This is a genomic window from Actinotignum timonense (genome assembly GCF_002860685.3).
Classification (GTDB): Bacteria; Actinomycetota; Actinomycetes; order Actinomycetales; family Actinomycetaceae; genus Actinotignum; species Actinotignum timonense.
The window spans coordinates 1,501,838-1,522,694 of record NZ_CP136960.1 but is presented as its reverse complement, the minus strand read 5'-3'; the positions used below and the strand labels follow the sequence as shown (position 1 = coordinate 1,522,694).

The 20,857-nt window shown below is 62.4% G+C and carries 18 protein-coding genes; 6 read left to right on the top strand and 12 right to left on the bottom strand.

Annotated features, from left to right (window positions below; all coding sequences use genetic code 11):
• Positions 1-16: 16 nt before the first annotated feature.
• A complete protein-coding gene (gene trxA, locus CYJ17_RS06295; protein ID WP_087070873.1) occupies positions 17-400 on the top strand; it encodes a thioredoxin in 384 nt (127 codons plus the stop codon).
• Positions 401-574: 174 nt separating this feature from the next.
• Here the strand turns inward: trxA and CYJ17_RS06290 are convergent, their stop codons facing one another.
• From CYJ17_RS06290 to CYJ17_RS06265, 6 genes are all read right to left on the bottom strand, one after another.
• On the bottom strand, positions 575-1,468 hold the full coding sequence (locus CYJ17_RS06290; protein ID WP_087070874.1) for a hypothetical protein: 894 nt from the start codon (positions 1,466-1,468) through the stop codon (positions 575-577).
• A 582-nt stretch (positions 1,469-2,050) separates the two neighbouring features.
• Positions 2,051-3,166 carry a glutamate 5-kinase gene (proB, locus tag CYJ17_RS06285; RefSeq protein ID WP_087070875.1) on the bottom strand — a complete coding sequence of 372 codons (1,116 nt, stop codon included), beginning with the start codon at positions 3,164-3,166 and terminating at the stop codon, positions 2,051-2,053.
• Between the two features lie 45 nt (positions 3,167-3,211).
• Positions 3,212-4,747, bottom strand: a complete 1,536-nt coding sequence (gene obgE / locus CYJ17_RS06280) for a GTPase ObgE (protein ID WP_087070876.1) — start codon at positions 4,745-4,747, stop codon at positions 3,212-3,214.
• 201 nt (positions 4,748-4,948) lie between these two features.
• On the bottom strand, positions 4,949-5,203 hold the full coding sequence (gene rpmA / locus CYJ17_RS06275; RefSeq protein WP_026429451.1) for a 50S ribosomal protein L27: 255 nt from the start codon (positions 5,201-5,203) through the stop codon (positions 4,949-4,951).
• Positions 5,204-5,251: 48 nt separating this feature from the next.
• Entirely contained in the window at positions 5,252-5,557 is a 306-nt protein-coding gene (gene rplU, locus CYJ17_RS06270; RefSeq protein WP_016442902.1) for a 50S ribosomal protein L21, read from the bottom strand.
• A gap of 191 nt (positions 5,558-5,748) precedes the next feature.
• Entirely contained in the window at positions 5,749-8,184 is a 2,436-nt protein-coding gene (locus CYJ17_RS06265; RefSeq protein WP_101595013.1) for an Rne/Rng family ribonuclease, read from the bottom strand.
• Positions 8,185-8,680: 496 nt separating this feature from the next.
• Between CYJ17_RS06265 and CYJ17_RS06260 the strand changes: the two genes are divergently transcribed.
• The 5 genes from CYJ17_RS06260 (at position 8,681) to CYJ17_RS06240 (ending at position 16,736) form a co-directional block, all read left to right on the top strand.
• Positions 8,681-10,186: a cytochrome ubiquinol oxidase subunit I gene (locus CYJ17_RS06260; RefSeq protein WP_026429452.1), complete on the top strand. Its 1,506-nt coding sequence runs from the start codon at positions 8,681-8,683 to the stop codon at positions 10,184-10,186.
• Between the two features lie 9 nt (positions 10,187-10,195).
• A complete protein-coding gene (cydB, locus tag CYJ17_RS06255; RefSeq protein WP_087070878.1) occupies positions 10,196-11,323 on the top strand; it encodes a cytochrome d ubiquinol oxidase subunit II in 1,128 nt (375 codons plus the stop codon).
• A 174-nt stretch (positions 11,324-11,497) separates the two neighbouring features.
• Positions 11,498-13,288 carry a thiol reductant ABC exporter subunit CydD gene (cydD, locus tag CYJ17_RS06250; RefSeq protein WP_087070879.1) on the top strand — a complete coding sequence of 597 codons (1,791 nt, stop codon included), beginning with the start codon at positions 11,498-11,500 and terminating at the stop codon, positions 13,286-13,288.
• Positions 13,285-15,045 (top strand): thiol reductant ABC exporter subunit CydC, encoded by a 1,761-nt coding sequence (gene cydC / locus CYJ17_RS06245; protein WP_087070880.1) that lies wholly within the window; start codon positions 13,285-13,287, stop codon positions 15,043-15,045. The genes cydD and cydC overlap by 4 nt, the downstream gene beginning before the upstream one ends.
• A gap of 2 nt (positions 15,046-15,047) precedes the next feature.
• On the top strand, positions 15,048-16,736 hold the full coding sequence (locus CYJ17_RS06240) for a GAF domain-containing sensor histidine kinase (protein ID WP_180948887.1): 1,689 nt from the start codon (positions 15,048-15,050) through the stop codon (positions 16,734-16,736).
• Between the two features lie 103 nt (positions 16,737-16,839).
• Here CYJ17_RS06240 and CYJ17_RS06235 read toward each other — a convergent pair whose 3' ends face one another.
• The 6 genes from CYJ17_RS06235 to coaD all read right to left on the bottom strand — a co-directional run bounded on the left by CYJ17_RS06235 (position 16,840) and on the right by coaD (position 20,838).
• The gene (locus CYJ17_RS06235) at positions 16,840-17,457 is read right to left on the bottom strand and encodes a response regulator (protein ID WP_039899046.1); all 618 of its coding nucleotides are present in this window, start codon (positions 17,455-17,457) and stop codon (positions 16,840-16,842) included.
• A gap of 75 nt (positions 17,458-17,532) precedes the next feature.
• A complete protein-coding gene (gene mutM / locus CYJ17_RS06230; RefSeq protein WP_101595020.1) occupies positions 17,533-18,414 on the bottom strand; it encodes a bifunctional DNA-formamidopyrimidine glycosylase/DNA-(apurinic or apyrimidinic site) lyase in 882 nt (293 codons plus the stop codon).
• Positions 18,415-18,423: 9 nt separating this feature from the next.
• Entirely contained in the window at positions 18,424-19,203 is a 780-nt protein-coding gene (gene rnc / locus CYJ17_RS06225; RefSeq protein WP_101595023.1) for a ribonuclease III, read from the bottom strand.
• 11 nt (positions 19,204-19,214) lie between these two features.
• Entirely contained in the window at positions 19,215-19,775 is a 561-nt protein-coding gene (locus CYJ17_RS06220; RefSeq protein ID WP_101595026.1) for a YceD family protein, read from the bottom strand.
• Positions 19,775-20,368, bottom strand: a complete 594-nt coding sequence (locus tag CYJ17_RS06215; protein WP_101595031.1) for a hypothetical protein — start codon at positions 20,366-20,368, stop codon at positions 19,775-19,777. The genes CYJ17_RS06220 and CYJ17_RS06215 overlap by 1 nt, the downstream gene beginning before the upstream one ends.
• Positions 20,365-20,838: a pantetheine-phosphate adenylyltransferase gene (gene coaD, locus CYJ17_RS06210; RefSeq protein ID WP_087070885.1), complete on the bottom strand. Its 474-nt coding sequence runs from the start codon at positions 20,836-20,838 to the stop codon at positions 20,365-20,367. Before coaD ends, CYJ17_RS06215 begins: the two co-directional genes overlap by 4 nt.
• Positions 20,839-20,857: the final 19 nt, after the last annotated feature.

The following is a 20,857-nucleotide window of genomic DNA, read 5'->3' as shown; positions in this document are numbered from 1 at the left end:
TAACTCGAGGAGAACCATGGCAACCGTTACTGTCACCGCGGAAAACTTCAACGATACCGTGCATGAAGGCATTGTCCTGCTGGATTTCTGGGCGAGCTGGTGCGGTCCGTGCCGTGCTTTCAGCCCGATTTACGAAAAGGCTTCTGAAAAGCACCCCGATATTACTTTCGGCAAGGTGAGCACCGAGGATAGCCCGGAGCTCGCCGCGCATTTCCAGATTCAGGCGATTCCCACCATTATGGCTTTCCGGGATGGCATCCGGGTCTTTGAGCAGGCCGGGGCACTGCCGGCCGGCCCGCTGGAGGATCTCATCGGGCAGGTCAAGGAGCTGGATATGGATGAGATTCGCGCTCGTCTTGCCGCTCACGAAGCTGAGGAATCCGCCAAGCAGGCTGAGTAAGCACGGTAGCTGGCCGCTAGCCGGGCAACTACCGCGCGCGAGGCGCCTAGACATGCAGCGCCACGCACGCGAAGCTCCAAGCCACGAGGGGCGAACTGGTCATTTCCAGTTCGCCCCTCGTTGCGTTCGGGAAACTCCGCTACTCTCGGAAGGCCCCGCTACTATCGGTACAGCTTAGGAAATCTCTGCCCGGCCAAAGAGGACTGGGAGCACTCCGCGCACCAGCGAGGCTAAATCGGTGCGGATGGAGGTGGGCCGGTAAATAATGCCATCTGCCGCGCCCATACCCAGCCAGGACTCGGTGGTATCCGCAACATCATATACGGTGCCAACCACGTGAGCACTGCGGGAGAAGTCTGGGCCGCCCAGGGCTTGGACAAGGAAGAGGCGCTCGCGGGCCGCGGTGCGGGTAGCCGAAATAATAACGGTCATATCGAGGAGAACCTGCAGGTCGGTATCGTATTCTTCCGCCGCCGTACGCAAAGCGAAACGGGCCTCGCGGGCACGGTGCGCATCCGGAGCGGAAAGGCGCATCATCGGAGAAATACCGCAGATCGCGCGCAGATTCAGATTCGGGACATCTTCGGCGCGCACGTGCGGCATGAGGCGCACCCCGGCCGCAATCGCATTTTCCACATCGCTGCGCAGGGCCGCGAGATCGGTAGCCGGGGTGATGGGCAGGCTCACCAGAGCCGGAGTATCAGAAGTATCTTGCTGGGTTCTGGCTACCGCTTCGCGCAGGGCCTGGGAGGTAGCAGGAACTTCCACCGCGATATCACCGCGGGCACGCGGCCCTAAGCGGCTTGCCGTTTCCATCGCGGAGGCGACCCGGGAGCCGGGAAGCACAAATTCTCCGGAGAACTGGACGAAATCGAGTCCGCCTTTCCAGGCCGCATCAGCGCAGGAGGCCAGGTGGGCGATGGAAGCCCCGTGGGCTGGGCGCGTAGCTGCGCCGTCGCCGCACAGACTCTCCCCGCCGCCGAGCGCCGAGAGATCGACTCCTAAAAATGTTTCTCTTAAAACTTCCTCATTCGTGGTGGTGCACAGGGTGGTCAATTGGATGGTCATTAGTACTCACTATCAGGACGAAGACGGGCAGAGGGGGCACTGGCCGGCGCAAGAAGGCGCGCGCTCATAAAGTGGTGATGCCAGCGGCGCCAATGCGCCTTGGTAATTCGATAGTCGGCAAGCATGCTAGAGGTGACATCCTGGAGCGTGACAAACTGCGACATCGAATTCTCCGTTCTTCGTCGGCTCGGGTAGTTCCGAGCGATTGCGAGGGTGCTATATAAGCACTTGCGATAACGCTAGATCTTTATTGTCCAATAGGCAAGACGAACACGACGGTTCTTTGCGCAAGTCACTATTCAATTATTCAGATTACTATTCGGTCATTGTGGTGTAATATTTCGCTAGCTTGTGTGCGAACAACGCTATGACCAGCGCAAATAATAATCCCCGGCCGCGCCCGCCGTGAAACTTTATGCAGCTTCCACATAGTTACAGGTCCGTAAAGTAAGGCGAAACACAGAATTGCCCGCGCGTTGCGCGCGCCACCGGCTCGGCATTGAAGCACGCTCGCTGCCGAATGGACGCTTGTTGCGGAACACGCCCGCCCACTGCGCAAGGCACCCCGGCAGGAAAACCCCGCTACGAACCCAGCAGCACGATATCGTTCGCGTGCACCACCGGCTTCTTTCCGCGCGCCCGGGTGCTACCGACCAGCTCAATGAGTTCCTCGACGCTGTAGGCACTCAGGCCCCGGGCGATAACCTCGCCGTGCCCATCGCATAATTCCACGATGTCCCCGGCAGCGAATCGGCCCGAGACCCCGATGACTCCCACCGGGAGGAGGGATGCGTGGTTGCCGGTGATGGCGGCAACGGCGCCGTCGTCCAAAGTAACCCGGCCGCGGGCCCGCGCCGCGAATTCCATCCAGCGCCCGCGCGCGGATACGTGCCTGGTGCTCGGCACGAACCAGGTTCCCACGTTTTCCCCGGCCACGGCGCGCTGCACATTATCGACATGGGTGAGAATCACGCCGACCCCGCCCGAAGTGGCTAACTCGGCAGCCGCTACTTTGGTGCGCATTCCCCCAGTTCCCACCGCTGAGCCGCGCCCGGTAATCCGCAGTCCTGCCAGGTCATCTTCGCTGGTCACCTCGGTAATGCGGGTGGCCCCCGGTTCACTCGGCGGTTTGGTGTACAGGCCGTCCACATCGGTGAGCAAAATAAGGGTGCCGGCCCCCACCAGGTGGGCGGTGAGCGCGGCTAACCGGTCATTGTCACCGAAGCGCAATTCGTCGGTGGCCACGGCGTCGTTCTCATTAACAATCGGAACCACCCGTAAACGTAAGAGCGTGCGCATGGCCGTGAGCGCATTGGCGTAGTGGCGCCGGTTGGTGACGTCGGAGGCGGTGAGGAGCACCTGGCCCACGCTGATGTCGTGCGCTTCGAAACGTTCTTCGTAGGCGGCCATGAGGCGGGACTGGCCCACCATGGCCGCGGCCTGCTTTTCCCGCAGGGAACGCGGGCGGCCCAGCTTGAGCGGGCCGATGCCGGCCGCCACCGCGCCGGAGGACACCAGTACCACGTCTACCCCGCGGGCGTGCATTTCCGCGATGGTATTAACAAGAAGATCGAGGGTTTCCTGGTGCAGGGCACCGTCCGGCCCGGTCAAGGAGGAGGAACCAACTTTGATGACTATTCGACGGGAGTTCTCAAGGCAGTCACGCCGGGTCAGCGGGGCGGATGAGGTACCGGACACGAGTCACTCTTTCTTATCTGATGCTTCGGGACACCGCAGGATAGTTTAGTCCCCTTCCGGGGTGCCTGCCTGCGGGTCCGTCCATATGCCGGCCTCCCGCTCGGAACGCAATTCCTGCCGGGCTTCCTCTTTGGCATCCATACGTTCGTAAAAATCGGCGCGCTTTTCGCGGCGGGTGGGGCGCGAGCGTTCGGCTTCCACCCGGATATCCCGCCCGCGCGGCCCGTAAATTTCGGCGACGGCGGCAACGGTCGGTTCCCAATCGAAAACGAAGCCGGTCTGCGGCGGACCAATCACCACCATATCGCCCGGCACCGCACCCAGACGTGCCAGTTCATCTTCGATGCCCAGGCGGTGCAGGCGCTCGCCGAGGTACCCGACCGCTTCATCATTGGCGAAGTCCGTTTGCCCCACCCAGCGCTCGGGCTGGCGCCCGCGCACATTCCAGAACTCCTGCATGCCGTCGCGCCGCTTGACGATGGTGAAACGGTCATCGCGTTCACGAGTGAGATGGAGCACCGGGCGCACCGTTTCGGTAACCTCACGATTGGCCTTTTCTTCGCGCACCACCCGCGCCAGGTAGAAGGAAAGCTCGCGCAGACCTTCGTGGCTGGCAGTGGAAATAGCGAAAACATCCAGGCCGCGTTCGCGCAGCTCCGGGGTCACAAATTCGGCGAGTTCCCGCGCGTCCGGAACATCGATTTTATTGAGAATAACCACCCGCGGACGCTCAGTGAGGGGAAGCTGGCCTTCGGTGGGCGGAATATTCGCCGCGTACCGGGCCAGTTCGTGTTCCAGGGTATCCAGATCGGTGAGCGGATCGCGCCCCGGTTCCAGGGTGGCGCAATCAATAACGTGAGCAATGACCGCGCAGCGCTCGATATGGCGCAAAAACTCTAGGCCGAGCCCGCGCCCTTCCGACGCTCCGGGAATAAGGCCGGGCACATCGGCAATGGTGTAGCGTTCTTCCCCGGCGGTCACCACGCCGAGGTTAGGCACGAGGGTGGTGAAAGGATAGTCGGCGATTTTCGGGCGGGCCGCGGACATGGCCGCAATAAGGGAGGACTTCCCAGCGGAGGGGAAGCCCACCAGCGCCACATCGGCCACCGATTTCAATTCGAGAACAACATCAAGTTCCTCGCCGGCTTCCCCGAGCAGGGCGAAGCCGGGGGCCTTGCGCCGCGGGGAAGCCAGGGCAGCATTCCCCAGGCCGCCCACGCCGCCGCGCGCCACTTCGAAGGAATCCCCGGGATTCACCAGATCCGCGAGCACATCACCTTCGCTGTTTTTCACGACCGTTCCGGCGGGGACTTTGAGGATCAGGTCCGCGCCGTTCTTGCCGCGTTGGTTATCACCGGCGCCGGGCTGGCCGTTTTCGGCGCTGCGGTGCGGGGTGTGGTGGTAGTCCATGAGGGTGGATTCTTGGGAATCAACCTCAAAGATGATGGAGCCCCCGTGGCCGCCGTTGGCGCCGTCGGGCCCTCCGAGAGGCTTGTACTTCTCCCGGCGCACCGAAACGCACCCGTTTCCGCCGTTGCCGGCGCGCAGGTGCAAGGTCACTTTATCGACGAACGAGGCCACGTGTGCCCTCCCCTTTTCCTGTAGTGATAACGCGGTGCGGGTGCGAAAAGCTGGGCTCCCCGAGCCGGGGCGCCGCAAACAGCCGGGCGCCGGTGCGCATAGCCGAACGCCCGCACTCCGCCCGCGTTAACGAATGACGGGGTGGAGGTTGAATCCCCCACCCCTCATCATAGGTGCGTGCGGCGCTAGGGCCGCTGCGCCTTAAGCCTGGGCCACAACGTCAACGACCTTGCGGTCGCGACGGGTAGCGAACTGGACCGTCCCGGCCGCGGTAGCGAACAGGGTGTCATCCTTGCCGCGCCCGACGTTATTGCCCGGATGGAACTTCGTGCCGCGCTGGCGAACCAGAATTTCACCGGCGGATACAACCTGACCGCCGTACCGCTTCACCCCGAGGCGCTGGGCATTGGAGTCGCGCCCGTTGCGCGAGGAAGAGGCGCCCTTCTTATGTGCCATCTGTCTACCTTCTTACTATCTCAAAACTAGCTGCTGACGCGGCAGATCCTACTGGATGCCGGTGACCTTGAGGCGGGTCAGGGGCTGACGATGCCCCTGGCGCTTCCGGTAACCCGTCTTGTTCTTGAACTTGATGATGGAGATCTTCGGTCCCTTTTCATCGCGCACAATTTCCGCGGTAACCTTCGCCGAAATGCCATCGGCAGCCGTGGTGATCTTATCCCCGTCAACGAGCATGATGGGTTCGAGTTCGACGGTATCGCCGACTTCACCTTCCATCCTGTCAACAACCACGACGGTTCCGACAGAAACCTTTTCCTGACGGCCCCCGGCCTTGACGATCGCGTACACCACGTTTGCTCCTGTTGATTACGGCTACTTTTCGCGCTGGACAGCGCACTTAAACGACTGAGTGCCTAAGCACCGACCATCTACTTTACTGCGTTGACCCGCTTTCTTACAAGTGAGACTGCGCATGAGACCGGCCGTATCGCTATGGGATGCGCCACGTACCTTAGGCGCGCGGCGCATTCCACCACCCCGGTTTACCCTTGGGAACTCGCCGGGAAACTCAGAACCCCCGCCCCGTTGCCGGTGGAGATGGGTCCGGAAGAAACCACGGCGCGCCGCTTGGTACCCCCGCGCGTACCGTTAGCCGCTTCACTCGATCCGGTGTGGATAGAGGACGACGGCGACACCGTCTTTGCGTGGGCGCTAGTCGAAGCGGCCGCGTGCGTGGGGCTCACCACACCGGAGGAGATAACCATGCCGGTCTTCCGCGCGGTGCCCGTGCTTGCGGTGCCGGTTCCGTTAGTTGCGGTACCAGATGCAGTGCGTGCGCCGCCCGTGACAGCCGCATCCTTGGTGGTAACGCTCGAGGTATCCGCGGTGGCTGCCGCGCTGCGCGAGCTACGACGACGCCGCGTAGCCGGCTGCTTCTCGGACTTATCCTGTTTATCTGGCTTCTCCGACTTTTCAGATTTCTCCGACTTTTCCGACTTCTCCCGCTTCGCGGATTTCCGTGATTCGGCGGGCTTGTCGGTTTTCTCCTGGTTGTCCGCCTTCTCCTGGCTATCTTTCTGCTGCGCATCAGCATGCCCGGCAGCGGCGATGGAATTCATCATCTGCACAGCCGCCTCGCGCTGCGGCGCCGAGGCTTCCCGCCGCGCCTTGCGCTTGCGGGGTGCGTGAGGTTCTTCGTTTTCCTCCACCGGGTGATCATGAATAATATAGCCGCGCCCTTCACAGGCCTCACAAACAGTAGAGAAAGCCTCCACGAGGCCCTGCCCCACGCGCTTGCGGGTCATCTGCACCAGGCCCAGGGAGGTTACTTCCGCTACCTGGTGGCGGGTGCGATCACGCCCGAGACACTCGATGAGCCGGCGCAGCACCAGGTCACGGTTGGATTCCAGAACCATATCAATAAAGTCAATAACCACAATCCCGCCGATATCGCGCAGCCGCAATTGCCGCACGATTTCTTCGGCCGCTTCCAGATTATTGCGGGTAACCGTTTCTTCTAGCGAGCCACCCGATCCGGTGAATTTCCCGGTGTTCACGTCCACCACCGTCATGGCTTCGGTGCGGTCAATAACGAGGGTTCCGCCCGAGGGCAGCCACACCTTGCGATCAAAAGCCTTGGCGAGCTGCTCTTCCACCCGGTAGGCCTCGAAAATATCGCGGGAATCATCCCAGCGGCTCACCCGGTCCATGAGTTCGGGGGACAGCTCTTCCACGTAGGTGGAAATCGTTTCCCAGGCATCCTCACCCTGCACGCGCAGGGAATCAAAATCTTCGTTGAAGATATCGCGTACCACCCGCACGGCCAGTTCCGGTTCGCTCTTGAGTACCTGCGGGGCGGTTTTCGCCGCCTTGGCCTTGCGCTGAATTTCCTTCCAGCTCTTCGTCAGGCGATCCACGTCATTCTGGAGCTGTTCAGCGCTCGCACCTTCGGCGGCGGTACGCACAATAACGCCGTGATCTTCCGGCACAATTTCTTTAAGAAGCTTCTTGAGCCGCGAGCGTTCCGAATCGGGAAGCTTACGCGAAATACCGGTCATATCCCCACCGGGAACAAGAACAAGATGCCGCCCAGCCAGGGTAACCTGGCTGGTCAGGCGCGCGCCCTTATGGCCAATAGGATCCTTGGTGACCTGCACCAGCACGGTATCCCCGGATTTCAGGGCCTGCTCAATGCGCCGGTTTTTACCCGTAACCCCGGCGGCTTTCCAATCCACTTCCCCGGCGTAAAGGACCGCGTTACGACCCTTACCGATATCCACGAAAGCGGCTTCCATCGAGGGCAGCACATTTTGCACCCGCCCCAGGTACACATTGCCAACCATGGAAATCTGGGTATGCCGCGCCACGTAATGCTCGACGAGCACATCATCTTCGAGCACCGCGATTTGGTTGAGACCATCGCGTTCGCGCACGATCATGTCACGCTTGACCGATTCGCGCCGCGCCAGGTATTCCACTTCTGTAATGGAACCGCGCCGGCGCGCCGAACCCTCGCGGTTTTCGCGGCGCCGGGCCCGCTTGGCGGCCAGGCGAGTGGAGCCCCGGGGCGCCGCCACTTCATCATCGGAAGAAAGGCTACGACGACGCCTGCGGGTGGGCGCTACCGAAGTATCATCCGTTTCTTCGTGCTCGCCTTCTTCAGAGGCGGCGTCGTCGTGCTCCGCACTTCGAGGCGTGCGGGCAGAAGAATCATGCTCGCCACGTTCGCGCCGGCGGGTGCGCCGGGAGGAAGAATTATCGCCAGAATCGGAATCTGCGCCGCTGGAAGAATCGTCATCAACGAGGTAGGTGACCCGGATGGCGTTGGCAGCGTCGGGTTCCTGGAAGAGTGGAATATCCGTATTAATACGGAAGCGCGGGATGTCCACCACCTCTTCTTCTGGTGCCGGAATAAAAAACGGGCTCGCCGCAGCCGCACTCACGGTGCCGTGCTCCGACGCGGTGGCTTCTTTCGCCATTCGTCTACACTTCCCGACAGGCGCGCACCCCGTATCCCGTGCGGGCCTGTCACCATTGCGGCCAATGCCGCGCAAGCACATCTACGTTCGAGGGCATATCCGGCGCTCACAATCTGCCGGCCAGGTTCTTCACTGCCTCAAACCACCGGGGCGATACGGTAGCGCCCGGTACACTGGTACCGATTCTACATGAGGAGTCCCGGGCCGGCGCTGGGAGATTCCCGCATTCTCCGCAAAGGCAGCACCTCAGTGGGATGCCCAATCGCCACCACATGAGGCCGGTCAGGACTTTCGTCCTTATTTTTTGACAGGTGTCGCTAACCTGTGTGCCAGATGGCACATGAGCGCCGCGCCGGACAAAAGTCCCTCGTGTTCGATACCTCTTATTGCCGCTGCGGTGAGTAGGATCGAGGGTGAAAAAATGATCGCGCTGCTACGGGACCACCGCAGCGCTCCACGCGCGATCACACGTGTTACACATCGGAAAGGTGAAAAGGTGGATCCGATCACCCTTGCGCGATGGCAGTTCGGTATTACAACCGTCTACCACTGGCTTCAGGTGCCCCTGACCATTGGCCTGTCTGTCATCGTTGCGTATATGCAAACTAAGGCCCGCAAAACGGGCGATCCGAAGTGGCAGCGGATTACCGATTTCTTCGGCAAGATCCTGCTCATCAACTTCGCGCTCGGCGTTGCCACCGGTATCGTGCAGGAATTCCAGTTCGGTTTGAACTGGTCGGAGTACTCGCGTTTCGTCGGTGACATCTTCGGCGCCCCGCTCGCTTTCGAGGCTCTCCTGGCGTTCTTCCTGGAGTCCACGTTCCTCGGATTGTGGATCTTCGGCAAGGGCCGCCTCTCCCCCAAGGTGCATAACCTGACCATCTGGCTTTTCTCCATGGGTACCGTGATCTCCGCGGCCTGGATTTTGGCCGCGAACTCCTTCATGCAGGATCCGCACGGCGCGGTCTTCAACCCGGAAACCGGGCGCGCTGAGCTGGACGGCATGGCGGGCTTCCTCGGTCTGTTCGCCAATACCACCTGGGTACTCACCTTCCTCCACACCATGGGCGCCGCCTTCACTCTGGCCGGCGTTGTGGTGGCCGGCTTCGCCTTCTGGTGGATGGCCCGCTCTATTCGCCTCTCCGGCAATGAAGTCGAGGCGCGCGAATACTGGAAGCCCACCGCCAAGCTCGGTCTCAAGGTCACCCTGGTTGCCGCGATTATCGCCGCGCTCTCCGGCCACTACATGGGCCAGCACCTCGGCGTGATCCAGCCGCCCAAGGCCGCGGCCATGATGGGCGTGTGCCAGGGTGAAGAAAACGCCAAGCTGTCCCTCGTGATGTGGGGTAATAGCTGCGAAGATGCCACCTCCATTTACGTACCGATTCCCGGCCTGGAATCCTTCATGATGACCAACCACTGGTCCGGCCCCGAATCGCGGCTGGAATCCATTAGCGAAGCTAATGAGCGGGTGCGGGATCGCATCCACCAGATGGAAAACGTCAATGCGGAACTCGTGGAGAAATTCGATACCGCGTTCGAAAACCAGCAGGTCACCCCGAATGTTCTGGCGTCCTACTACTCCTTCCGCGTGATGGTCGGAGTTGGACTGCTCGACATCCTCATCGCGGCCCTTGGGCTGTGGGTGCTGCGCGGGGATCGGATCATGCGTTCGGAAAGCTGGGGTAAGTTCTGGCTGTGGATGATTCCGCTGCAATTCGTGGCGAACTCCGCGGGCTGGATCCTGACCGAAATCGGCCGCCAGCCGTGGATCGTGTACCCGACTCAAATCGACGGCGTGCTCCTTATGACGGATCTGGGCGTTTCCCACTCCGTCAATGGTGGCAGCGTGGCCTTCTCGCTAACGATCTTCACTGTGCTCTACTCGGCACTGGGCGTGGTGTGGGTGTGGCTCTTGGGCCGCTACCTGCGCGAGGGTATCAATACCCACAAGAAGGTCGTCGAATACGATGCGAAATCTACCCCGAATTTCGTTTACTAGGAGGACCTCATGGAACAAACATTTTTGATGACACTGTGGTTCATCCTCGTAGCGGTCCTGTGGATTGGTTTCCTCGCTCTGGAGGGCTTCGGCTACGGCGTGGGGATGTTCCTCAAGACCTTTGCGCGTAATGAACGTGAACGCCGCGCGATGATCAACTCGATTGGACCCCACTGGGATGGCAACGAAGTGTGGCTGCTCACCGCAGGTGGCGCTACCTTCGCGGCGTTCCCGGAATGGTACGCCACCATGTTCTCGGGTATGTACATCGCCCTCGTCCTCGTGCTCGTCTGCCTCATTATCCGGATCTGCGCCCTGGAATGGCGCAAGATGATCCGCACCGAGCGCTGGCGCAACACCTGGGACACCCTGCATTGCATCGTCTCGTGGATCGTCTCGATCCTCTTCGGGGTGGCTTTCGCCAACCTCGTAGCCGGGATGAAAATCGAAGTAGGCAACTACTCCTCCGGTGAGTTCGTGGCCGTGGCACCCGATGCGGTGACCTGGGAAGCCCTCGCGGATAACCACCACTACCTGACCGGCGGGTTCTTCTCGCTGCTCACTCCCTTCACCATCCTGGGCGGGCTCGTGACCCTCTCGCTGTTCTTCAGCCACGGCGCGCTGTGGCTCTCGATTAAGACGGCCGGTGAACTCCAGCTGCGCTCCATTAACCTGGCGAAGCGCACCACCGTGATCTCCACGGCGATCACCGCGGTCTGGGCACTGTGGGCCTACTTCGTGTACAGCTCGCAGGTGCTGGCGATTATCCCGCTGGCTATCTGCGCGCTGCTCCTCATTGCCACCGTGGTAGCCACCTGGGCCAACCGTGAAATTCTGGCCTTCGGGCTGCACTTCGCGGCAATTGCCGGGGCGGTATCCACCATCTTCGCGATGATGGTCCCCTACGTCATGAAGTCGTCGATCAACGAGGCCTACTCCCTCACGATCGCGCAGGCTTCGGCCACCGCGCCGACGCAAACCATCATGACCATTGCGGCACTCATCTTCGTTCCGATCGTCCTCGGTTACACGGTGTGGGCATACTCCGTGTTCCGCAAGCGCATTGACGCTGGCCAAATCCCCGAGGAACCCGTGGGATTGGAACCGAAGAAGATCCGCGAGTTCGAGGTTCGCTAAGTAGCACGTGAGATCGGGAGGCCGCGCGCACGCACCGTGCGCGCGGCCTCCCCTCATAAACCCCCACCTTCACAAACTCGCTCATAAAACCGCCGTAGCGGCCTCGCGAATTCGCGTGGCCGCCGGGTAAGCAAGACCGGGCGGGCTACTATAAAGCAGAGTGCAAGGAGAAGAATGAAGCCCGTTGATGCTCGACTCATGAAATTCGCGCCTACGGCGCGCCGCTACGTCGCCCTACTCGGCGGCGTTGGTTTTCTCGAAACAGCGCTCGTGCTCGCGCAATGCTTCTTTATTGCCGCTTCGGTCGCCCCGGTGGCAGACGGCGATCTCACTTTCCGTGATATCGGCTGGCCGGTGTTCGGGGTGGCAGCGGCCTTCAACGCACGTAGCCTTCTTATCTATATCCGCGAATCCTACGGCCATCGCGCCGCGCTGCGCACCATCGCTAATCTTCGCGCCCGGGTACTACGCCGCGCCGGTGATCTGGGCGACCGCTGGCTCGCCGCGGGAAACACCTCCACCACCGTCACCCTGGTGACCTCCGGGCTGGACGACCTGGAACCCTATTTCGTCAAATTCCTCCCTCAGCTCATCCTCACCTGCACGGTCACGCCCTTCGCGCTCGTCGTTATTCTTTTCCTCGATTGGGTGAGCGCTATCGCCATCGTGGCCTGCATCCCCCTCATCCCGATTTTCATGATCCTCATCGGGCGCATGACCCAAGCTTTCTCCAATGAACGCCTCGCTTCCATGCAGCGCCTGGGCCAGCAGCTCCTTGACCTCCTGGGCGGCCTTTCCACCCTCAAGGCGCTCGGGCGTGAAGAAGGCCCGGCCCGGCGCGTCAAGCACCTCGGGGATGATTACGCGAAGAAAACACTTCAGACTCTCTATATTGCTTTCCTCTCCGGTGCTGTTCTGGAATTCCTCGCCACGCTCTCCACCGCCCTCGTTGCGGTGGAGGTGGGCCTGCGCATGGTGGCCGGAAACGTCTCCCTTTTCACCGGCCTGACGATTATTATGCTCACCCCGGAAGTTTTTAAACCGCTGCGGGAAGTGGGCACCCAATTCCACGCCTCTTCCAACGGGGTGGCCGCTTCCGCCCAGGTTTTCGACCTGCTCGAACAACCCCTGCCCGTGGAAAACGGCACGCTCGACTGCCCGGATCTAGCCACCTCCCCCATCACCATTTCCGATCTTTCGGTGCTCGCCCCGGGCCGCGATACCATCGCTCCCTCGCATCTGAATGCCCAGATACTTCCCGGGCACGTCACTGCTTTGCGCGGGGCTTCCGGTTCCGGAAAAACGACGACGGCGAATGTGCTCCTCCGCTTCATTACCCCCGATAGCGGAACCGTGCATATCGGCACCACCCCGCTCGCAGATATCCGCCAAGAAAGCCTGTGGGCGCAGATTTCCTGGGTTTCCCAACGCCCGGTGATCGTGCCGGGAACCGTGGAGGAAAATATCGGGGTAACTCCGGGCCCGGCCCTGGAACGCGCCGCCGCCCTCGCCGGTTTCGACGAGGTCATCGCCGAACTTCCCGACGGCTGGAATACCTTCATCGGGCAGGGCGGGGTGGGCCTTTCCGTGGGTCAGCGCCAACGCCTTGCCCTCACCCGCGCCCTGGTATCCGAGCGCCCGCTGGTGCTCCTCGATGAACCTTCCGCCCACCTGGATGCCCGTAGCGAAAAGCGCGTCGTCGAATCTGTTGCGCATCTGCGCGCGCAGGGCCGCACGGTTATTGTGATCGCGCACCGCACCGCGCTTCTAGATCTTGCCGACGCGGTTATTGACGTTGTATCGACGACGGCGCAACCGGCCACCACGTCTCCCGCCACCGCAAGGCCGGTCCCCGGGCCGGCCGCCGCGCACGCGCAAACGCAAGCCGCCGCGCAAACGCAAGCCGCCGCCGCACCGTCCGCCACCGCATCCACCAACTCCCAGACAACCGAGGTGACCAAGTGAGTACTTTCCCTCAAGATGAACGCCGCGCTCTCATCCGTGCCCTGCGCTTGCTGCGCGTGGATAAGGGCGGATTCTGGGGCTCCGTTGCGGCGGGTGCTGCCGGGCTGAGCAGCTCGGTGGCCCTAGCCGCCGTTTCTGCCTGGCTTATCACCCGCGCCTCCCAAATGCCTCCGGTCCTTGCCCTCGGGGTAGCCACCACCTCGGTGCGTTTCTTCGGGGTCTCCAAGGCGTTGCTGCGCTATGTTAATCGGATTTTCTCGCACCGGGTGACCCTCTACGGGATGTCCAATTTGCGTACTGCCGTGTACGCGACCCTGGCCGATTCCCCCACCGACGTCGTCACTTCGGTGCGGCGCGGTGACCTGCTCGCCCGTACCGGCCGGGATGTCGATTCCGTTGGCGACGTCGTCGTCAAAGCGGTGCAACCGGGCGCGGTTGCCGGGATCGTCTGCCTGGTCTCCTGCCTGATCGTGGGGATTCTGTGTCCACCCATCGGCCTGCTGCTGGCCGGCTGCCTCCTGATTTCCGGGATTCTCGCGCCCTACCTGGCCATGCGCGGCGGGCGCATCGCCGAAGAAGCGCAGGTGCGTGACGAAACCGAGATCTCCGCTACCGCGCTGACCATGCTGGATTCCGCCGCGGAGCTGCGGGTAGCCGGGCGGGTGGGCGCCATGGAGGACGTGCAGGAAGCCACCGAACAGCGCATCTTCCGCCACCGCGATGCCGCTGCCCGCCCCCAAGCCCTCGCTATCGCCCTCGATACCCTCGCCATGGGGATTGCCGTGGTGGGTGCGATTCTTATCGGGAGCCGCGCCCTGGATGCCGGCACCCTCTCCGCCACCGCGCTGGCGGTCTGCGTGCTCACCCCGCTCGCCGCTTTCGAAGCCACCCAGGGCCTCGGGGAAGCCGCTATCCAGCTGGTGCGTTCGGCCAAAGCCGCCCAGCGGATCCTCGAGCTCCTCGACCGTGCCCAGCGCAGCGAAGAACCGGAAGCCCCGGCCCCGGTTGCGGAACGCGGCTTGCATGCCACCGACCTTATTATCGGCTGGCCAGGCGGCCCGGATGTGGCCGGACCTTTCGAGCTGCACGTGGAACGCGGTTCCTCCATCGCCATCGTGGGGCATTCCGGAATTGGGAAATCGACCCTGCTCTATACCCTGGCGGGAATGCTGCGCCCGCACGCCGGCTCGGTGCGCCTGGACGGACATGAAGTTTCCACCCTCGACCGGCGCACCGTCTCCCACACCCTCACCCTCACGGCGGAAGACGCCCACGTTTTCGAAACAACCGTGCTGGAAAACCTGCGGGTGGCCCGCCCTTCGGTTACCGAAAGAGAAGCGGTGGAGCTGCTGGTACGGGCGGGCCTGGGCACCTGGCTCACCCAGCTTCCGCGCGGGGTACACACCCTGCTCGGAGAGGACGCCGCCACGATTTCCGGTGGAGAACGACGGCGCCTGCTCCTTGCCCGCGCACTGGCCTCTGACGCGGAGTTCTTGCTCCTGGATGAGCCCGGTGAGCACCTCGACCCGGAAACTGCCGATGAGCTTATCCGCGATTTGCTCCGGGCCGGTAAGAATAGCGCCGACCCGCGTACTATTATCTTGGTGACGCACCGGCTCACGCCCCTCGATGCGGCCGACGAGGTTATTGTGATAACCCGCGATGAGGGCGGTATCGCCCACGTGAGCGCGCGCGGCACCCACGAGGAGCTCACCGAAAGGCTCGCCTCATACGCATGGGCGGCGAAACAGGAATAAGGATGCTGGATACCACAACGGTTATTTTCAATGCGCTGGCCTTGACCGCGCGCCTGGATCGCACCCAGGTGCTCGAAAATCTGGCCGGCGCCGGATTGAAACTAACCGGGGCATCCAGCGCCGCCGTTCTTATATTCAATTCGGCGGAAAAGGTGACGAGCATTGTCACCCTGGGCCAGCCGCTGCCCGCGGCTGCCAGCCTCACCCCCACCAGCCTGGATCGGGACCTGACCAGCTTGGGCGATGAGGATACCGTGATGTGGGATCGCGCCGAAGCGGTGAGCGCCGTGCACGACGAAAGCGGCATCACCCCGGAGCCCGCCGCTGGCAGCACTCCGCTCAGCGCCGCCAGCCACCAGGACGGCATCTACGGCCCGGGTATCACGAATTTCCTCACCTCCCGCCTCATGACCGGGAACCGGGTGCTCGCCCGAGTGATCTTCTTTAACAAGCCCGGGGCTTTTAGCGAATCCGATATTAACCTCATTGCGCTCTTGGCGCGCGCGGCCACCATCGCCGTCGAAAATGCGCGCCTGTACGAGGAATCGAATTCCCGTGCGCAGTGGCTTTCCGCCTCGCGGCGCATCACTATCGCGCTGCTGCAAGGAAGCGATGAAGAAGAGGCCCTCCAGCTCATCGCCACCGAAATGCGGCGGGTAGCGGATGCCGATCTGGCCCTCATTATTCTGCCCTCGGTGGCCGATACCTGGGCCTGCGAATTTGTGGCGGGGGATGCCGGGCAGGACTTGGTGGGCACCACCTTCGGGCGGGATTCCCGGGCGCGGGCCGTGGCCCAAAGCGGGCTCGGGCGCATTATCGATACGAGCACCGCGGCTCCCTCCCCCGATAACCCCCTCGACCGTTTCGGCCCGCTTCTTTACGCGCCCATGGCCGGCGGGGATACCGCACGCGGCGTTATTATCCTGGCGCGGCTGCGCGGACGCGCCGAATTCGACATGGTTGATTTGACGATGGCGGAAAGCGTGGCCAACCAGGCCGCCCTCGCCCTGGAACTGGCCGATGCCCGCTATGTGCAAGCCCAATCGGCCCAGCTGGAAGAACGCTCCCGTATTTCGCGCGATCTGCACGATTTCGCGATCCAGCAGTTATTTGCTTCCGGGATGCGCCTGTCCGCACTGCGCGATGATTTGGCAACCGAGGATGCGGTAGCCGATAACGTGCTCGATTCCCTCGATAACGCTATCGAGTCGATTGACGAATCCGTGGCGCAGATCCGCCAGATTATTTACTCGCTGCGCGGCCCGGATACGTCTGTTCCGGTGGTTTCACGCCTGCGCCGCGAGGTCAGCTCCGTCACGGCGCAGCTCGGTTTCACCCCGAGCCTGCGGATTACCGTGCGCGGCGAAGATATTGATAGCGGCACTCACACCGAAATCGATGATGCTATCGGTTCGGATATTAGCGACGACGTTATCGCCGTGGTGCGCGAATGCCTCTCCAATGCGGTGCGCCATGCCCACGCTCATTCCATCACCGTGGCGGTTACTGTCACCGACCGCGATATTAGTGTGGAAGTTGCCGATGACGGCGTGGGCATTGGCGAATTGAGCCGGCGTTCGGGGCTGTCTAATCTGGCCGCCCGGGCCCGGCGCCACCACGGCACTTTCTCCATCGCTCCGGGAAGCGAACGCGGTACCGTGGTGCGCTGGCGGGCCCTTATTGACGGATAAATGCCCGTTTAGATGATAGCGACAGGCGCAAGCACCTAGGCGGGCACTATGGCTGCCGGCTCAACCGGGTGACTGCACAGCCGCTGCGCCACCACAAGCGTTCTTACTGGTTACGCCAACCGGTGGCACGCTGGCCGGCAACCCACGCGGCCACCTGGGTGCGCCGCTGCAGGCCCATCTTGGATAGCAGCGAGGTGATGTGGTTCTTAACCGTTTTTTCTGCAACCCCGAGCTGCTCGCCGATTTCCCGATTTGACAGCCCATCCCCAATCAGCTCAAGAACATTGCGTTCCGAGGGGGTGAGATCCGCGGTGGGGTCATCGTGATCAGCGCGCCGGCGCGAGACCGTGCGCTCATCGAGCAGAACGCGCCCTTCGGCCACGGCCTTGATATTGTCCGAGATTTCCGCCCCGCGCACCGACTTCAAGAGGTACGCTTTCGCGCCGGCGTTGAGGGATTCGGAGAGGGCGTCGTCGTCATCAAAAGAGGTGAGGACGATGCACTTGGTATCCGGGCTGACCTCCTGGAATTGATTAATAATGTCAATTCCGGTGCCGTCCGGGAGGCGCAGATCCACCAGCGCCACATCGGGGAGTACCAGGCCGCCGCGCCGCACCGCTTCTTCTACGCATCCGGCTTCAGCGACCACCTCGAGGCCCTCCGAACGGTCAACCACCTCAATGATTCCCCGCCGTACCACTTCATGATCATCAATAATCATGACGCGAATATTTTGTGCCACGCGCCGGCCCTCCTTTTTTGCATCACCATCATCGGTCAATAATCCGCCCTTATTCTACCCAATCGGAGCGACTTGACATACCGGGCACAGCGTGGTGGAACGGCCCCCGAGGGTAATTTTCTGCAAAGGGGTGCCGCAGCGCGCGCAGGGCTGCCCGGCCCGCCCGTAGGCCTGCAAAGACCGCTCAAAATAGCCACTCTCCCCATTGACATGCACATACAAGCTGTCAAACGAAGTTCCGCCGGCGGCCAGCGCAGCCTCCAGTACTTCCCGCCCGGCGTTGAGCAGTGCCTGCGCCGCGGCCGCGGGGAGCGCGGTCGCCTCCGGGTGGATGCGCGCCCGGTAGAGCATTTCATCGGCGTAAATATTGCCGATTCCGGAAACAATTTCCTGGTCGAGGAGCACGCGTTTGAGCGCGCGCCGCGTGGTGCCGAGAATGTCGAGTAGCGCGCTTTCGTCCAGATAAGGGTCGAGCAGGTCGCGGGCAATATGCGCCACGGGCGCGGGTACGACGGCGCGCTTGGATCCCGCCCCGCCCGGCTGGCCATCAGCGGTGGCCTGGAAAGCGACCGGCGCCAGGTAGCCGAAAGTGCGCTGGTCCACGAAATCAACGACCAGACCGTTATCGAGCTCGAAGCGGGCCCGCAGGTGGCGGCGCTGCCCGGCAGGGCTTTCTTCCTCGCCCGGCTCATCCACCCGGAACTGCCCGGACATGCCCAGGTGGGCGAGGAGGGCCAGGTCCTCCCCCATATCGCACCACAGGAATTTTCCGCGCCGTACCACCGCTCGCACGGTGCGGCCCACCAGCGGAGCCAGGCCCTGCGGGGCACGGCGGATCACGCGGGTGCCGAAAGCGCGGGCGGCGAGGATGCGCCGGCCAACCAGGTGCTCGGCCAGCCCGCGCCGGATGGATTCAACTTCGGGAAGTTCGGGCACGCCTACCTACTAGGATTCCGCGCCGGCAGCGCCCTCGGTGGCGGATGCACCCGTGCCGGGAGCTGCGTCGTCGTTCTTATCCTCAGCCACCGGTTGCACTTCACCCTTCTCGATCAGATCGGCGAGAATCCGGTAGGAGGCTTCCGCGGCGGCGTGGCGTGCGTTCTTTTGCGAGGTGCCCTCGCCGCTGCCCCATGCGCGCCCGGCCATCGACGCAACAGCCGTGAAAACCCGCGCGTGATCGGGGCCGGTGGAGCTGAGTTCGAACTCCATGGTGCCCTCCCAGCCCAGGCCGTGCGCGAGTTCTTCGAAACTCGTTTGCCAATCAAGGTTCGGGCCCAGCACGGAGGCGTCTTTAATCTTGGAATCGAGGAGTCGGTCCACGATTTCGCGGGTGGGTTCCATCCCGTGTTCCAGGTAAGTGGCGGCGATCAGCGCTTCCACGGTATCGGAAAGGATGGAGTCCTTATTGCGCCCGCCGGAGCGGTCTTCCCCGCGGCCCAGGCGCAGGGAATCGCCCAGGTTGATACGCCGCGCCACATCGGCGAGCGCCTTTTCGGACACCGCGTAAGTTTTCATCTGGGACATATCACCTTCGGATGCGTCCGGGTATTCCCGGAAAACTTTCTCTGCGATAATGAGGCCCAAAATGGAGTCACCCAGGAATTCCAGGCGCTCGTTATGGGGTTCGTCGTGTTCGAAAGCGAAGCTGCGATGCGTGAGGGCGCGGCGCAGCAGCGGCCGGGGCAGGTCAATTCCCCACTGTTCCACTAATTCGCGATAGGCCATACGTATTCCACTTACTCCTGTGCTCGCAGCTGGGCTTCCAGCGCATCCAGGGCGTCCGAGCGCAGCGGCGGGGCCTCGTGGTGGTGCCCTTCGGGCAGGTCTTCCAGGCGTTCCCCGCAGCCGGCGCACAGGCCCTGGCAGGTGGGCGAGCACAGCGGCTGGAAGGGCAGGTTGAGCACGATGGCATCGCGGAGCACCGGTTCCAGATCCACGTGGTCATCCTCAATGACCGGGTGTTCTTCGGCGTCTTCATCCCCTTCGGCGATGAGTTCGGCGCGCCGCTGCGGGTAGTAGGCCAGGTCGGATACGTCCTGGGTGCGTTCTTCGTGAATCTCACGCAGGCAGCGCGAGCACTGGCCCGCAACCGTGAAATGCACCTGCCCGCCGATGTACACGCCTTCGGAAACCGAGGTGAGGCTGAGGTCCACATCCAGCTCGGATCCGGTGGGGACGGTCATGAGCTCGATACCCATATCCGCGGGGGCAGCAAAGGTTTCCCGCACCGGCATGAGGGAGCCGTCGCTACGCGGTAAATCGTGCAGCGACACAACAAAAGGACTGCGAAGGTCCACTATTCCTCCTCGGAATGATCAAAAACAGCGTCGGTGGTTTCTTGGCGGCTGGCGAGGACTTCCCGGCCCGCGTAAATCTGCGCGAGGGCCGCATCCATTTTTTCGTGCGCGGCCCGCACGGCTTCTTCCAGTGCGGCGGCCACCCCGTTCACCTGGCCTTCCAAGGTGGCGAGGGTGGAATCGGAGTAGTGGTTGGCGCCTTCGCGCAGCCGTTCGGCCTTCTGCTTAGCCTCATCCTCAATCCGGGCGGCCGTGGAGCGCGCCGCGATGGTGATGGCGTCATTGGAGACGAGCCGGCTGGCCTGGGCGCGCGCTTCGGCCACAATATTTTCCGCATCCTGGCGGGCCGAGGCAATAATACTGGCGGCTTCCTGGCGGCCGGAGGCACGCACCGAATCAATATCGGCCAGCACATCATCGGCACGGAGCACCTGGTCGGGCACCGCATCGCGGGCGAGCTGGAGCAGGTCACGCACCTCGGATTGGTTGATCATCACCGAGGCGGACATGGGGATGGACCGGGCGTTATCCACCAGGGCGAGGAGCTCATCGAGGATCTCCACCACCGATTGCCCGCGCGTATCCTGAGTCATTGCATCTCCTCTTCCAAAGCCCGCGCCACCCGCGCGGGAACGAAACTCTGCACGTCACCTTTGTGCCGTGCCACATCTTTGACCAGCGAGGAGGCAATATGGCCTTTCGCCGGGTCCCCCACCAGGAACACCGTTTCGATCCCCGATATTTCCCGGTTCATGAGCGCCATGGGGTATTCCGCATCAAGATCCACCGCGGAACGCAGCCCCTTGACGATGGCGTCCGCCCGGATATCGCGGCAAAAATCCACTAGCAGCCCGCCGAAATCTTCCACCCGCACATTGGCCATGTGGCGCACTTCTTCGCGAATGAACTCCACGCGTTGCCGCGGCGAAAAAAGCGGATTTTTCGAAGAGTTATGCGCGACCAGAATAACAACCTCGTCAAAGAGGGAAGCGGCGCGGGCAAAAACGTCGAGATGTCCGAAAGTGACGGGATCGAAGGATCCGGGGCAGACTGCAAGCGTCATAGTTATAGCCTAATCTTTC